This is a genomic window from Pseudomonas sp. Marseille-Q8238 (assembly GCF_965111915.1).
Map to the genome: position 1 here is coordinate 435021 of NZ_CBCOPI010000001.1, position 14699 is coordinate 449719.

11 protein-coding genes, 1 tRNA gene and 1 pseudogene are annotated in these 14699 nt (G+C 57.1%); 6 read left to right on the forward strand and 7 right to left on the reverse strand.

The window, feature by feature from the left end; genetic code table 11:
- From ACWPW0_RS01890 to ACWPW0_RS01905, 4 genes are read left to right on the forward strand one after another with little or no spacing between them, the layout of a single operon-like run.
- On the forward strand, positions 1-1218 hold the full coding sequence (locus ACWPW0_RS01890; RefSeq protein WP_454254270.1) for a glycosyltransferase family 4 protein: 1218 nt from the start codon (positions 1-3) through the stop codon (positions 1216-1218).
- A complete protein-coding gene (locus ACWPW0_RS01895; protein ID WP_454254271.1) occupies positions 1209-2309 on the forward strand; it encodes a glycosyltransferase family 4 protein in 1101 nt (366 codons plus the stop codon). Before ACWPW0_RS01890 ends, ACWPW0_RS01895 begins: the two co-directional genes overlap by 10 nt.
- Complete coding sequence (locus ACWPW0_RS01900) at positions 2306-3712, forward strand: O-antigen ligase family protein (RefSeq protein WP_454254272.1); 1407 nt, start codon at positions 2306-2308, stop codon at positions 3710-3712. The genes ACWPW0_RS01895 and ACWPW0_RS01900 overlap by 4 nt, the downstream gene beginning before the upstream one ends.
- An 11-nt stretch (positions 3713-3723) precedes the next feature.
- A complete protein-coding gene (locus tag ACWPW0_RS01905) occupies positions 3724-5133 on the forward strand; it encodes a lipid II flippase MurJ (RefSeq protein ID WP_454254273.1) in 1410 nt (469 codons plus the stop codon).
- Between the two features lie 7 nt (positions 5134-5140).
- Here the strand turns inward: ACWPW0_RS01905 and ACWPW0_RS01910 are convergent, their stop codons facing one another.
- Positions 5141-6229: an acyltransferase family protein gene (locus ACWPW0_RS01910; protein WP_454254274.1), complete on the reverse strand. Its 1089-nt coding sequence runs from the start codon at positions 6227-6229 to the stop codon at positions 5141-5143.
- Positions 6230-7118: 889 nt separating this feature from the next.
- On the opposite strand from ACWPW0_RS01910, the gene ACWPW0_RS01915 reads away from it, so the two are divergent.
- A complete protein-coding gene (locus ACWPW0_RS01915; protein ID WP_454254275.1) occupies positions 7119-8135 on the forward strand; it encodes an NAD-dependent epimerase/dehydratase family protein in 1017 nt (338 codons plus the stop codon).
- Positions 8132-9091, forward strand: coding sequence for a glycosyltransferase family 2 protein (locus ACWPW0_RS01920; protein ID WP_454254276.1), 960 nt, complete (start codon positions 8132-8134; stop codon positions 9089-9091). Before ACWPW0_RS01915 ends, ACWPW0_RS01920 begins: the two co-directional genes overlap by 4 nt.
- A 48-nt stretch (positions 9092-9139) precedes the next feature.
- Here ACWPW0_RS01920 and ACWPW0_RS01925 read toward each other — a convergent pair whose 3' ends face one another.
- The 6 genes and pseudogenes from ACWPW0_RS01925 to ACWPW0_RS01950 all read right to left on the reverse strand — a co-directional run bounded on the left by ACWPW0_RS01925 (position 9140) and on the right by ACWPW0_RS01950 (position 14682).
- Complete coding sequence (locus ACWPW0_RS01925; protein WP_454254277.1) at positions 9140-10120, reverse strand: acyltransferase family protein; 981 nt, start codon at positions 10118-10120, stop codon at positions 9140-9142.
- Positions 10121-10955: 835 nt separating this feature from the next.
- Positions 10956-11498: pseudogene (locus tag ACWPW0_RS01930) on the reverse strand (transposase); the annotation flags it as partial.
- 208 nt (positions 11499-11706) lie between these two features.
- A tRNA-Thr gene (locus tag ACWPW0_RS01935) sits at positions 11707-11782 on the reverse strand.
- A 292-nt stretch (positions 11783-12074) separates the two neighbouring features.
- The gene (locus ACWPW0_RS01940) at positions 12075-13298 is read right to left on the reverse strand and encodes a methyltransferase (RefSeq protein ID WP_454254278.1); all 1224 of its coding nucleotides are present in this window, start codon (positions 13296-13298) and stop codon (positions 12075-12077) included.
- Positions 13298-13990, reverse strand: coding sequence for an ABC transporter permease (locus tag ACWPW0_RS01945; RefSeq protein WP_447588458.1), 693 nt, complete (start codon positions 13988-13990; stop codon positions 13298-13300). The genes ACWPW0_RS01940 and ACWPW0_RS01945 overlap by 1 nt, the downstream gene beginning before the upstream one ends.
- Entirely contained in the window at positions 13987-14682 is a 696-nt protein-coding gene (locus ACWPW0_RS01950; protein WP_447588460.1) for an ABC transporter permease, read from the reverse strand. The genes ACWPW0_RS01945 and ACWPW0_RS01950 overlap by 4 nt, the downstream gene beginning before the upstream one ends.
- Positions 14683-14699: the final 17 nt, after the last annotated feature.

Here is a 14699-nt window from a genome sequence, read left to right on the forward strand (position 1 = left end):
ATGTCGCTTAGAATTCTCTGGGTTCTGCCTTATCTGCCCTGGCCGACCAGCAGTGGCGGCAAGACGCGGCAGTTCCATCTGTTGCGCGCCCTGGCTCAGGCCGGGCATCGGATTACGTTGCTGGTGCAGAGCAAGGCGCCTCTCGATGACGAGGCACGCAATGCGCTGGAGCCTTTGCTTGAGCAACTGATCGTCGTATCGCGGCGCCCATTGCGCAGCCCGACCACGCTGCTGACAGCAGCGTTTTCGCCGCTGCCGATGCTGGCCAGCATCAATGGTCATGCACCTGCCTTGAGCAGTCGCTTCGCCGAGTTGCTAAAGCAGCGGTGGGATGTCGTGCAGATTGAGCACAGCTACAGCTTTCAACCCTACGAGCAGGCGCTTACCCAGGCTGGACAACCGTTCATCCTCACCGAGCACAACGTCGAATCGGCATTGGGGGGGGCGATCTATGACCGTTTCCCGACCTGGCTGCGGCCAATGGTGTGGTTCGACCAATGGCGTTATCGCCGTTGGGAGCGGCATGTCATGGAGCAGGCCGCGCAGGTGGTCGCCGTGACCGAGGCTGATGCGCAGGAGTTGGGCATGATCACCGGTCGTAGTGTTCCGGTAGTGGTCAATGGCGTCGATTGCGCCCGTTATGCGGGGGTGAACCCGACGTACGACAGCAATCGTCTGCTGTTCATTGGTAATTATGAGTATCCACCCAACGTGGACGCCGTTGAGTGGGCGATGACTGAAATCATGCCTCGTGTCTGGCGATTGCGGCCTGATGCGCGCATCACTGTCGCTGGTTATGCCTTGCCGGCCGAGTGGCGAAAACGCTGGCCGGATGAGCGAGTCGAGTGGCATGCCTTCGTCCCGGACCTGACGGTGTTGCAAGCTCAGTCGGCGATTTTCTTCGCGCCCCTGCGCACGGGTGGAGGTTCCAAGCTCAAGGTGCTCGAGGCCATGGCCGCCGGCCTGGCCGTGGTGACTACGGCGCAGGGCGTTTCCGGCCTGGCGGTTACCGCCGGGGTCGAGTACGACGGCGGCGAGAATGCCCAGGCGCTTGCTGGGGCGATATCGAGACAACTCGCCGAGCCTGCCGCCGCACAGCGAATGGGAACGGCAGGTCGCGCCTATGTCGGTCGTGCACATGACTGGAGCGTGGCCGCGCAGCAGTTGCTGGACGTGTATGCCGCTGTTGGCAATCCTGGGGAGCTGTCATGCGAGTAGGACTGGATTACCGTCCTGGTATCAGCAACCCGAACAATGGCATCGGGCGGCAGAGCGTGGCGCTGGCCAGGGTCCTTGGAGAGCTTCCCGGGGTCGATCTGCACCTGTTCACGTCAGCCCCCGCTGATCATCCTCTGCGTGCGACGGCACACTGCCCGTCTTGGGTGAGTCCACTGGAAGGTCAACATCGTTTGCCGCGACGGTTGCGCTTCGAGCTCTGTTACTTGCCCTCGGCGCTTCGGCGTGCTGGCATGGATGTGCATATCAGCACCTTCAACATGGGGCTGCCGTTACCTCCCAGGCCTTCTGGCCTGCGCTACGTCCTGCAGCTTCATGATCTGTTTCAACTGCATCTGAAGAATCACCACGCCACCTTGCTTCGCGAAACGGTCTATCGCATTAGTGACCACCTTTCGATTCGTTACTCGGTGAACGTCGCAGATCGCATCTGGACGCCCTCGCAGTACAGTGCCGATGAAGTGGCGCGTGTCTTTCCGCGTGCGGCGCACAAAGTGCGCGTGCTGCCCAATCTGGTACCCAGCAGCATCCTGCAAGCGGTAATGCCGGCACAGCCGCTGCCGTCTCGTTTCTGGTTGCTGGTCGGTACCCGCGAGCCGCGCAAGAACATTGCCTGGTTCATCGAGCAATGGCGCGTGGCGCGTCAGAGCGAGGTGGCGATCCCCGATCTTGTGCTGGTCGGCGGGGGTGAGTTCGTGGCACCGCAGCAGCGTGAGCTTCCCGGCATACACCTGATGCCCTCGCTCGGTGACGCCGAGTTGCAGGGGCTGTACGGCGCGGCGGAGTGTCTGTGGCATCCCTCCTATGCGGAGGGCTTCGGCCTGCCGGTGATCGAGGCAATGGCGGTCGGAACACCCGTCGCCGTCGCCAGCGGCACCTCGCTGGATGAGATCGTCCCGGAGGCAACACCACGCTTCAGCCCATACGACGCCGCGGGCGTGATCGAACTCATGCACCGCCTTGCCCACCCCGATGAACCCGACCGCCAGGCTCTGCGCGAGTGGGCCAAGCGCTACGCGGAGCAACCTTACCGTGCCCGCGTGAGTGAACTGCTACAGGAGTTGCAGGTATGACCTCGTCCTTCGGGATGCCGATCGCGTTGATCACGGGGCTGGTCTTTGGTGTCCTGCTGTGGTTCCTGTCACCGCTAAAGGTGCTGGTATTGATAGTTGCCATGGTCATCGGTTTCAACCTGCTGCGCCGTCCGTTGCTGGGGCTGCTGCTGTTTGGGCTGGTGGCCAATTTCCTGCCCTATTCCACGATCAACGTGGGCATACGCACGACCGTGTCGGAGCTGCTCATCCTAGTCACCTGGTCCTGCGTGCTATTCCAGGGCATTTTCGAAGGCGTTACCCGCGCCGCAAAGGGAGGGATCACAGAGCGCTACATTCTGGCTTTGCTCCTGTTCAGTACGCTGCCGTTCGTGGTTGGCCAGGTGACGATCGATGCTGAGGGCAATGGTGTGGCCAACTGGTTGCGCTGGATGGCCAACGTGTCCTTGGTGTTCCTGGCCGCGCGCTTGCTGCGTGACGATGGCTCCAGGGATGCAATGGTGCTGGCCCTTTTGCTCGGCGGCCTGGCGATGTTGCTGCTTTCGTTGCCTGTTTTCCTGGCCGATCGGTCGGCGGTGGCACTCAATCCGCTGCTGATCAAGCTGGGTTACGCGACGTTGGATGAGACGGTCGGCGATACCTCCGAAGCTGTGTTCCTGCGCATGGGCTCACCCTGGATTCACCCCAACAATCTCGGCGGTGCGATGGCGTTGCTCCTGCCGCTGTCTCTTTGCTACGGCATCACCCGGTTCGGCTGGCGTCGCGTACTGGGGCTGTCCGTCGGGGTGCTGGGTACCATCGCCCTCGTGCTCAGTGGTTCGCGCGGTGCATTGCTGAGTCTGGGGGTGGCGCTGGTCTGGATGGCCAGCCGTCGCGTACCTTACACCGGGCGCCTGCTGATGCTCGGGGTCGCATTCAGTGCACTGCTGGTGCTGTCCTACCCGCCGCTGCAGGACCGGATCATTGCTCTGTTCGACATCGGCGACGCCAGTACCTCGATGCGTTTTGCCGAGTACTCAAATTTCCCTCGGGCCATGGCTTCCTACCCACTGGGTATCGGGTTCAAGGTGGAACCGCCGGTTCCGGGAACGGATCTGCACGGTATTTCCAATCTGTGGCTGAACATCGTCTACAAGTTGGGCCTGCTCGGGATGCTGCTGTACGTCGCAGCGACCTGGAGCTGGTGGCGTGAGACGCGACCAAGCGGGGAGCGAACCGATCTGACGGCTGACAACGCGGTCTGGCTGGGTTCGACTGCCGGGCTTATAGCTGCGCTGTTCAGTGGCCTGTTCGATCACTATTTCAGTTTCCAGTCGGTGCTGGTCGGCCTGTTCTGGCTAATGCTCGGCTTGAACCTGATGGAGTCCCGTCGCCTGCGTTCAGGTGCTGGAACGCCCGAAAACGTCGCGTCATGCGTACCATGAGGCGCTGAACGGTGCTGGGCTCCACGCTCTGGCTGACACTGGCCACGCTGATCGGTCTGGTCGCCGGCTTTGCCCGTGAATGGCTATTGATCGATGCCTGGGGTGCCAGTCTGCGCAGCGATGCGTTTCTGGTTGCGCTGTTCCTGCCAGAGGCCGTGCGCATCGCTCTCGCTACCGGACTGTTCAGCTCAGCGGCATTGCCTTTGTATCAGGAGCGCGATAGGGCGCAGCGCGAGGCCTGGCTATCCGCCTTGACGCTGCGCGTGCTTGGCTGCGCGCTGCTGATTGCCGGTTTGTTCTACCTTGCTGCGCCGCTATGGGTCTTGCTGGTCGGACCCGGGCTGTCCGAAGAGGGACGAGTTCTGGCGGGGCAGAGCTTGCAGCTACTGGCTTGGTGCGTGCCCGGCTTTCTGCTGCATGCGCTGCTCTGTATTCCACTGCAGGCACATGCACGCTTCGTACTGGCCGGTCTAGGCTCCCTGTTGTTCAACCTGCCTCCGGTTATTTACCTCGCTGTTGCTGGTGAGCAGGCCTCTCCATCGGGGCTGGCAACAAGCTGCCTGCTGGGCAGTTGGCTAATGCCGCTAGCATTGTTCCCAGCAATGCGTGGTATGGGCTGGCGACCCTGGCGTATCCAAGCCGATAGCGATTATGGCCAACAGCTACTGAGGCGCCTCGGGCCTCTATTGGCCAGTACTTTGGCGAGTCAGGGGTTGGCTTTGCTGGAAAGAATGATCGCATCGTTGCTAGGTGAGGGCGCGGTGACGTGGCTGAACTTTGCGCGCAAGCTGATCAACCTGCCGATGATTGCGCTGATGAGCTTGAATCAGGTGCTGCTCGGGCTGATGGGGGGCAAGTCGGAGCAAGAGCGTCTGGCTCTGCTGCGGCGCGGCACGGCCATGTCGACGCTATTGACACTGCCGGTGGCGGTCGGCATGGTCGGCGCCGCGGAGCCGTTGATCCAACTGCTGCTGCCCAGCCAGGCCAGTGGTGGCGTGCTGGCAGCTCTGCTCGGCTGGCTGGGGCTGACGCTACTGTTCGCTGCCTGGAATGCATTGCTGGCGCGTTATGCCTACGCCGTGGGTGATACACGCCTGCCGCTGGCGTGCGAGTTGGGTGGCAATGCGCTGAATGCGCTCTTGCTACTGACCCTGCCATGGCTGCTCGGGCTCAAGGGGATTGCCCTGGCGGCACTGCTGGGTGTTGTACTGACCGGGCTGCTGCTGATGCGCAAGCAGCACCTGTTGATCAGTCTGGACTGGAAGCGCCAGTGGGCGCTTGGCTTGGCTATGCCGGGGCTAGCATTGCTGATTCCGCTGGGTGTGCCATTGGGCTGGTGGCAGCTTGGAGTGACGATTGTTATCTCGGCGTTGCAGATGCTGTTGCTGGCGGCGTGGCTCAAGCCTTGGCGGATCGCTTAGGCAGCGTTCACCGCAGCTCCCGTGCGCTGCTGTTTGCTTTATCGCTCTGGTTTTCCTGGCCCGCCTGAACGTAGTGGCTGTTTTTGTGCAGCCAACGTTTCTCCACGCCGTGCCACATCAGGGCTGCTCCGCACAACGTCAGGCCTACGGTGCCCAGTAGTGCCAGCCAGGCATTGGCCTCGAATGCGCCGAAGTGCACCATTGTCTGGACGATGGGGAAATGCAGGATGTAGACGCCATAGGAGAAGTCGCCGAACTTGCAGAAGTTGCCGACGTAGTTGTACAGCGCGAAAAAGATCACCAGGATCGCCAGGGCAATCGGCTTGAGCGCTTCGACCTCGATCAGGGGGCGAGCCAGGAAATAGATCGCCGCCGCCAGCACCATCCATTTCACATGACGTTCGAACAGTGGCAGCAGATAGTAGAGCGCAGCCCCCGCGATAAAGAATCGAAGCTGCCCGGGCAGTTGTTTCTCCAGCTGGAAATACATGCCGCGTCCCGTACTTTCGTACAGGTGGAGCATGGCCAGCGAGTAGACCGTGGACGCCACGAACAGCGCCAGTAGAATGCGCATGCGGCCGGCGCGTCGGCACAGCCAGACGATGGCGGGAACGCTCAGGTAAAACATCACTTCGATCTTGATCGTCCACAGTGCGCCATTGACGGCGGCCATGTGGTTTTCTTGGAACACGCCTGGAAGATCCGGCTGCAGGAAGTTCATGAAGCCCAGGTTGACCGTGAGGTAGTGAACGAACTCACTGGATAGGAAGTAGGCGGCCAGCGAGCGCTCGCTGATGCTGGAGAGCAGAATTGCAGCGAGCGTTACCGAGACGAAGTACGCTGGGTAGATGCGGCGCGCGCGCTTTTCGACGTAACCGGTCAGGGAGCGTGACTTCTCATAGCTCATGAAGATCAGGAAGCCGCTGATCACGAAGAATGACTCGATGGCGATCTTGCCTGACAGCAGGGTGTCGATGATGTCGAGTTCGCTGGCACCGGACAGCTCATGTGAATGAAGCAAGCAAACCGCCAGCGCCAGAAGAAGGCGAATGAGATCGAAGTTGTTCTGACGTAAGCGCGGGCTGCTGATATTCATGCGGGTATTCGCTCGGCGAACTTGGCCGTTTGACAGAGTCTGGCGCAAGCTTCCTGTTGAGAGACCTTTTGCCTAGGCTGCTGGAAGCATTGATCAGATAGGTTGAAGAGGTTGCTGGAAAAATGACATCAATATTTTGGCGTTAATTAAAAAAATAAAACACCATGAACTATTAGATTTATGGGCGACATATAAGGCAGCATGCCATCATGTGGCTTGCACTAGCAAGTAGATCGAGACCCATGACAGTTTCCCGTAGGGCCTGAAATAACCATTGCTCCAGCGCAGGCTATCTGGTGGATGCTTTCTTGTGTTTTCTGGGCGCATCAGAGGGCGGCTGATTCTGATGAGCTATATGGTTGTTGAATACTGGCGGCGAAGATAGGTGTCAAAACTGGGTGCTGCGTGGGGGTTGAATTTGGATATGAAGCCGTCGGTGAATAGGTTGATCCTGCTTAAGCGTTTCTTTATTTGTATGGTTCTATGTACCGGATATTTGGTAATGGGTGTATATGCTGCCGATGAAGAGCCGATAAGAATGCTCATAAAAAAGTATAGCCCTGATACTTACGTGTCCATGGAAGGCGGGCTCTATATAAAGACTCATAATTGTCTTGAGCCGGCCTACAGCGAGAATTCTATTCTTTTTTACATTCCCTATTCTGAAGACAATAAACTTTTGTTCAGCAATGGTGTGGAATGCAAGGTAACAGAGATTTATGACCGGGGTGCGAATTACAGCAGGGAAGGGCGCTAGCTAAGTTCTTTTCTCATGGTTCCTTTTACCTGACCAGTCGTCATGTCGGCAGCCGACTGGCGTAATGGGGAGTATGCGCTGTCATGAACAGGGCTCGGTTGGCGATGTATCGTTCGCTCTTTGGGGGATGTAATGGTTGCGGTCATTTTTGGTGGCACGGGGTTCATCGGTAGTTTCTTTGCCCGCTTTCTGATTGATGAACAAGGGTTTGACAAGGTTTACATCGTTGACCATGAGCCGCTTGAACAGAAGGTAAGCGCCTTTCGGTTGGAGATGCTGAGTGGCTCGCAAAAAATCGAAGTGATTCATGGAGACGTACGGCGCCCCATCGACTGGTTGCCGCCCGAGACGGTTGACCTGATCGCCAATTTCGCCGCGGTGCATCGTGAGCCCGGGCATGAGAATTTCGAGTACTACGAGACCAATCTGCTGGGGGCGGAGAATGTTTGTGCATGGGCTGAGAAAGTGGGTTGCCAGCGCATGATCTTCACCAGCTCCATTTCCCCTTACGGACCAAGCGAGGAGGTTAAGGACGAGCGTTCGCTACCGACTCCAACGACCGCCTATGGTGGTTCCAAACTGGTGGCCGAGAAGATCCACCAGATCTGGCAGGCGAGGGGCGGTGGCGTCCGGCATTTGGTCATCGTGCGACCGGGTGTTGTGTTCGGTCCGGGCGAGGGCGGGAATGTTTCCCGGCTCATCAAGGCTGTCCTGCATCGCTATTTCTTTTACATGGGCAATCGTGCCACTCGCAAGGCGGGCACCTATGTGAAAGAGTTGTGTGCTGCGATGTGGTGGGTATCACAGCAGCAGGCAGTAAAGGGCCGTCAGGTCGATCTTTTCAATATGTCGATGAACCCCGGGCCTTCCATTCAGGAATATGTCGAGGTTGTCTGCAAGGTAGCCGGCGTTAAGCGGAGCGTGCCTGCTGTTCCCTACCGGTTGTTGTTGGTGGTTGCCTACATCATCGATGCGGTGGCCAGGCCTCTGGGTGTCAAGCATCCGTTCAGCCCTGTGCGTATTCGCAAATTGGTCAAGTCCAACAACATCCTCCCCACTTATCTGGCGGAGAGTGGCTATCCCTATCAGTACACATTGGAGAGCGCATTCGCGGATTGGAAAAGAAGCTGCCCGCAAGAATGGCAATGAAGGATGAACAAATAATGGAACACGTTGAAAGGCCGACGTTGCGCGTCGCATGCATCGTACCCACTTACAACGGGCGTGCGGATCTGCAGCGACTGCTCGACTCACTGGAACGACAGACCTCATCCTTTGACCTGTTCATCGTCGACTCCAGTTCACATGACGGCACTGCAGAGCTCGCACGGGCTCAGGTGCCAGAGGTGGTATCCATCCCCAGTAACCAGTTCAATCATGGTGGCACTCGGCAGATGATGGTTGATGGCAATCCAGGTTATGACGTCTATGTCTTCTTGACGCAGGACGCCTACCTGGAGGAAACGGATGCGATCGAGCGACTGCTGATGCCCTTCGCTGACGGGCGTGTTGGCGCAGTCTGCGGGCGCCAGTTACCACATTTTGATGCCACGCCGCTTGCCCAGCATGCTCGCTTGTTCAATTACTCTGCTACCTCACAGGTGAAATCGCTTGAGGATGTGCCCGTGCTGGGAATCAAGACGGCGTTCATGTCCAACTCTTTTGCCGCCTACCGCGGTGATGCACTCTCGACGGTAGGAGGTTTCCCTGATCATGTGATTTTTGCCGAAGATATGTATGCGACTGCCAAGATGTTATTGGCGGGGTGGAAGGTGGCCTATGCCGGCGATGCACGGTGCCGGCACTCGCACAACTACAGCGTGCAAGAAGAGTTTCGCCGTTACTTCGACATGGGCGTGTTCCATGCCCGTGAACTGTGGATTCGTGAGCAGTTTGGTGGGACTGGCGGAGAGGGCATGCGCTTCGTCAAGTCAGAGTTGGCCTTTCTGGGGCTGTCTCGTGTTTACCTTTGGCCCATGGCCATTTTCCGCAATGCCTGCAAGCTACTGGCCTATAAATTGGGGCAGAAGGAAAAAGGCATCTCTCCACGGCTGAAGAAGAAACTTGGTATGTATAAGCGTTACTGGGATAGCCCGTTTGCTTAAGGTTTCCTCTGCTCAGCCGACTTCTCGCATGGCCTTTTCAATAACTCCTCAGAGAATGAAGCGCCAGCGTCGGCTGGCAAGTATCAGCAGGGCCGAGGCTGGTAGCGAGAGTAGCAGTACAATCATGGCCGTCGATGTGCTCTCTTCGCGGCCGAGTCCCATCAGCGTCAGCAGTATGAAGGGATGTATATAGTAGATCGCTGCAGAAACCTTGGCTGGTATCAGGCTACGGCCTGCAATGACATGGCGGAGAGGTAACAGGAAGAGTGCAGGGGCTGCGATGATTATGGATAGCATGCAGTCAAAGCTAAGTCTGCGCACCGAATCCTGTTGCAAGTAATAATTGAGCGTTGCCTCTCCCAGTACAGTTGCACAGCCAAATATTAAGAGGAAGAGTATCTTGCCTGTCGTTATCTTTTCCTCAAGCCGATTGCGGGCGATCAGAAAGCCGATCGTCATCAGAGGAAAGGCGACGAACAGAAAGTTCCGGCCTACATAATCGTTTGCATTGATGTGCTGAAGCAGTGAGACGGGTATTTCATAATAAGCGCGTATGTATTGCAGGAATGCTCCGGTGAGGTAAAGGAGTACGGTAAGGTATATGAGCGTTCGATTGCTCTGGTTGCGAAGAATATAAATCAGGATTCCGCCGCCAATCATTGATATGACATACCAAAGATGGAAAAAACCCACAATCCAATATTTGATGAAGGTTAGCAGTCCCTTCAGTCCGTCGAAGGTGTCTGTCGTGATATAAAAAGGAAGGTAGATAATCATCCAAAATACATAAAGTGTGGTGGCCCGACGAACCCAGATTTTTAGGCTATTTGGATCCCTTTGAAGGCTATGGTAAATGTAGTAACCGCTTATCAGAAAAAATACGGGGACGGTAATTCTGAATAGCCCGCTATTTACTTGATAACCCAGAAGGCTCACGCTGCCTCCGAAAAGACCGCTATGCCCGACTGCCACCATGCATGATAGCGCTATTTTAAGAGCGTCTAGTCCGCCATTTATAACTTTAGCCATCCCTGTGTTTCCTCTGACGGGTTGAGCGTTTAGTGCTGAGGTGAGCAGGGGTGTTTTCGTATTTGTTAAATGGTTGCACCTAAAATTTCTCCAGATTTAGTGAGCAAGGCGGCCGTAATACAGGGTGGTAATATGTATTGGTAGGAGAGGTCGGGCCTTATTTAATCTTTTTGGTGAGGGCGCATGCTGCGGCTAGACCTTTTGGTTATACTTAGGGTCAATAAGGTATGTGATGGTTCTCTTGTAGTGAGTGTAAAGGCTCGGAGGAGGATGTAGGGCTATATCGCTAATTTATTTTCGTTGATTATGATTTTATTGCTAAATATAAGAATGAAGAAGAGTGAGTGTGTTAGGAAATAGATCAGGCTCAAGCCGTGGTGAAGTTTCATCAGGGGTTAAGGGTGCGTCTTCAGGGTGATATTTGTTTTTCATGGCTCTCATATTAAATAAACAAATTATTAACACTGATATGGTGATAGGAATTGAGTTGAGCGCCGGTTTCCCTTTTGTATCTAGCCTTTAGTCCTTGCCGTAATGCTGGCGCCAATAAGAAGGCGCTGGTGAAGTTGACTGGCGTAATGATAATGAAGTTGGTTCTGTGGTAAGGCGTGACGGTATCATGCCTCTGTGTTTAGCTTGATGCAAGGGGGCGTTATTATGGATTTTTGTATGGGTGGTTGTTGTTTCTTGAATGACTGAGAATGGCGTAAAGGTGGGTTTCTGTAGGAAGAGTTAACAAGATTGATCGCTGTCAGTTGCTCAAGAGAGAGTTTAAATACTCGCGCTATATTTTCTGCGGGCGGGACATGCCTGAGTACTCATTTTATGAGTTGGGCTCTGTAGTATTGACTCCTGTATCGGCACGCCTGTGAGCCAGACCCGATTCGTCATTGGCGCCGGTGTGGTTCTTCATCCCAAACTAGTATTAGTTGCCTTTCTTGGTCTGGTGCATTTCTGGGGCGCGTTCACTGTTATCGTCCTAACTCGGCGCATTGATCAACGCGGCATCGACAATGGTGCCTTGGTGCAATGGCAGGCGTCAGTCACCAGATAACCACCAATGGCTGCCAGGATGGCTGTAGTCAGTCATGTCTCTTTCGCAGCCGTCGGAAGTTGAGGGCAGTGGTTTCATGGCGGGGCTCTCAGGACCAGTCCGGAAAACTGACGCAGGATGGTGGTTTCTTACAGCGTTTTCTCCATCGCAGGATCGCTGTAGCGGAACAGCTATGCATCAGATGCACGGGCAGTATTGCCATCAGTGGGTACGTTGGCCGTCCGCCTTCATCCTTAGGGCATGCAGGTCGATCGATGCAATCAAACCCTTCCACTGCACAACCTAATTCATCTCGGCTAGGAATAACGTCTTGCAGTGCTGCATGTCTACTCGGCACCGGCGAAGGTCGCCTGCTTTATCGGAAACTCAGCAGGTAGAATCCGGGTGTTTTGCGAAAACCAAGGAAGTCTTATTCAGGGTTACCTTGGCCGCGGAACGTTACACGGACGGGGAGCTGGTGGGGGGAAGGGGGCTGAGAAGCCTAACGCAGAAACGAAAAAGGCCCACCTTGCGGTGGGCCTAAGTCGTTGTATGGTGCCGGCACCAGGAGTCGAACCCGGGACCTACTGATTACAAGTCAGTTGCTCTACCAGCTGAGCTATACCGGCATTTGTGGGGCGCCATTATAGCCATTGTGTGGCCGGAGTAAACCCGTTGTGATGCAGTTTCGATGGGCACTCGCTATCAACAGCTATTTGCTTATGCACAATTGAAGAGCAGTGAGCTCGAGGTCGCTCGGGTTTTGTGCGATAAATCTCGGATAATCGCAACTTGCTGTTTTTAAACGTCTTTTCAGTTAGGTTAAAAAACGAGCAGGTTGGCTGGAGGTAGAAGACACCAGCCTTTCAGCGACTTCTGCAGAAATTGCACACAGAGTTATCCACAGATGCTGTGGGCAACTCAGTGGCGTTCAGCGAGCAGCAGCAGATTGCGCGGAGTGATCTGGTAATCGCAGAACGTGCCCAGGCTTACGCTGTAGCCATGCCCCTGCAAGTACAGGGCGCGATCGAGCAATAACCAGACTTCCAGTGGGCGGCGAAACAGGTTGCGCAGCAGCTCGAGGTTGCGCACTTCTGCCAGGCGCTGCCAGCCGTGCGCTTGCACTGCATCCCAATCCTGATTGGCAGGCAGCGAAAAGCCTTTCAGCTCGGCGAGATGGTGGCAGTAGTCGGCAAATGACTTGTGCAGCCAACTGACCGGCAGCGAGGGCGTAGGCAGGTATTCGTCTGTCTTGCGCGCGTGTCGTTGCACCAGATCGAACCCCAAACGCCGGGCCATCGACAGATCGCGTTGCTGGCGTTGTCGTTGACCCGCCGTGACGGTTTCACTGAGGGGTAGGCGCAGGTCATCCAGTGACAACTCCAGGGCGGACTGTTGGGCTTGGCGCGAGAGTGCCTCATAAGCTGGGGTACGAATCCGGTTGTAGCAGCAGGGCGCGACGGCCAGTTGCCGGCAGCCCTTGGCACTGGCCAGTTGCAGCAGGCGGACATGCAGGTCGCCGCAGGCGTGCAAGGCAACGGGCGTCTGCTCTGCGTGCAGGTGTTCTGCAGCACTGTCGTCGAGTACATCCTGCAGGCGATGGTGGGCTGCAATGGTCAGGCGTTGGCTTTGTTGCTGGCCGGCCTGCACCAGTGCGGGATCGTATTCGAGGCAGGTCAATTGTTGCCCCGGCTGAATCAGCCGCCGACCGAGATGCCCCTTGCCAGCGCACCAGTCGAGCCAGTGCACGGTTGCGTTGCAAAAATTCAGGCGGCTGGCGAATGCCTCGATCTGCTGCCACTTGCGCCCGGGCACATCCACGACCTGCCGTTCCATGGGCTCGGGTATAGCGATGCTGGGCAACTCGCCAATCGCGCTCAGTGCCTGAGCCGTCGTGGCCAATTCGGTGAAGGGAGCAGGGGCGATGAGTGCGTGCGGCGCGTTGTGATCGGCTTCGGCCTGTTGCAGGGTGCGCCCGCGCAGCCAGGTGGCAAGCTCCGGGTAGTGTGCTTCCCATGGCAGGTGCAGGTCGACGAAGGGCCGCGGACGCCACAAGGCCTGGTGGGCAAGCAGGAACGCATCCAGTGCCTGGAAGCGCTCCTGCAGGGCATCGCCGGTCAAGGGCGTGAGCGGGATGTCGGCCATCAGCGGCCCTGGCAGGCGTCCACGCGCAGTTTGCGTTCGATCAGCCGGAACAGGTAGGTCAGCACCAGGGTGATCAGCAGGTAGAACACGCCGGCGTAGCAGAAGAACAGCATGTACTCGTAGGTGCGCGCGGCGATGGTCTTGGCCATGCCCATCAGGTCATAGAGCGTCACCGTGTAGACCACGGCACTGGCCTTGAGCATGAGGATGACCTCGTTGCTGTAGGCCGGCAGGGCGATACGCGCGGCGCGTGGCAGGATGATGTGGATCAGCGTTTGCCGGCGTGACATGCCCAGTGAGCGGGCTGCTTCCACCTCGCCCACGGGGATGGCGTGAATCGCCCCGCGGATGATCTCGGCGATGTAGGCCGCCGTGTGCAGGGACATGGCCAGCAGGGTGCAGAAGAACGGGTCACGCAGATACGGCCACAGTGCGCTTTGTCGGACGGCGTCGAACTGAGCCAGGCCGTAATACACCAACGCCAGTTGCAGGATCAGCGGCGTGCCGCGAAAGAAGAAGATGTAGGTGTAGGGAAGAACCTGCACGTACCAGTGCTTGGAGGCCCGGGCGATGCCCAGTGGCAAGGCCAGGATGAGACCGATGATGACCGACAGTGAAAGCAATTCGAGGGTGAGTAGCGCCCCCTGCAGCATTTTCGGCAGCCATTGGACGAGCAATTCCCACTGGTTCATAGCTCGTTCCTTACGAAGCCCCGACTAACGCGGCGTTCCAGTATGTGCATGATGATCATGACGAAGACCGTCAGGCCCAGATAGATGAACGCAGCCATCATGTAGAAGGTGAAGGGCTCCTTGGTCGCGTTCGAGGCGATGCCGGCCTTGCGCATGATTTCGTCCAGCGAGATCAGCGAGACCAGTGCGGTGTCCTTGAGCAGGATCAGGTACAGGTTGCCCAGCCCAGGCAGGGCAATACGCCAGACCTGCGGCAGTACGATGCGCCAGAAGATGCGCGTCGAGGAAAGTCCCAGGGCCTGACCGGCTTCCCGGTGGCCCTTGGGCACAGCGAGCAGCGCACCACGAAAGACTTCCGTGGCATAGGCGCCGAAGCACAAGGCGAGGGCCGTGGTGCCTGCCGCAAATGGCGACAGGGCCAGTTGTGGATTGCCGAATAGGCCGCCCAGTGCGTTAAGGCCATTCACGGTACCGAAGTAGATGAACAGCACCCACAGGGTTTCCGGCACACCACGCACTATGGTGGTGTAGAGGCTGCCCAGAGCGCGCAACCAGCGCCGGCCGGAGGTTTTTGCAGAGGCACCGAGCAGGCCAAGCACCAGGCCGCCGGCAACAGCGGCGAGCGAAAGCTTGAGCGTCATCAGGGCGCCTTCGGCAAGCTGGTTGCCGAAGCCGTGCAGATCGAAAATCATCGTCTGTCTTTCTGAAA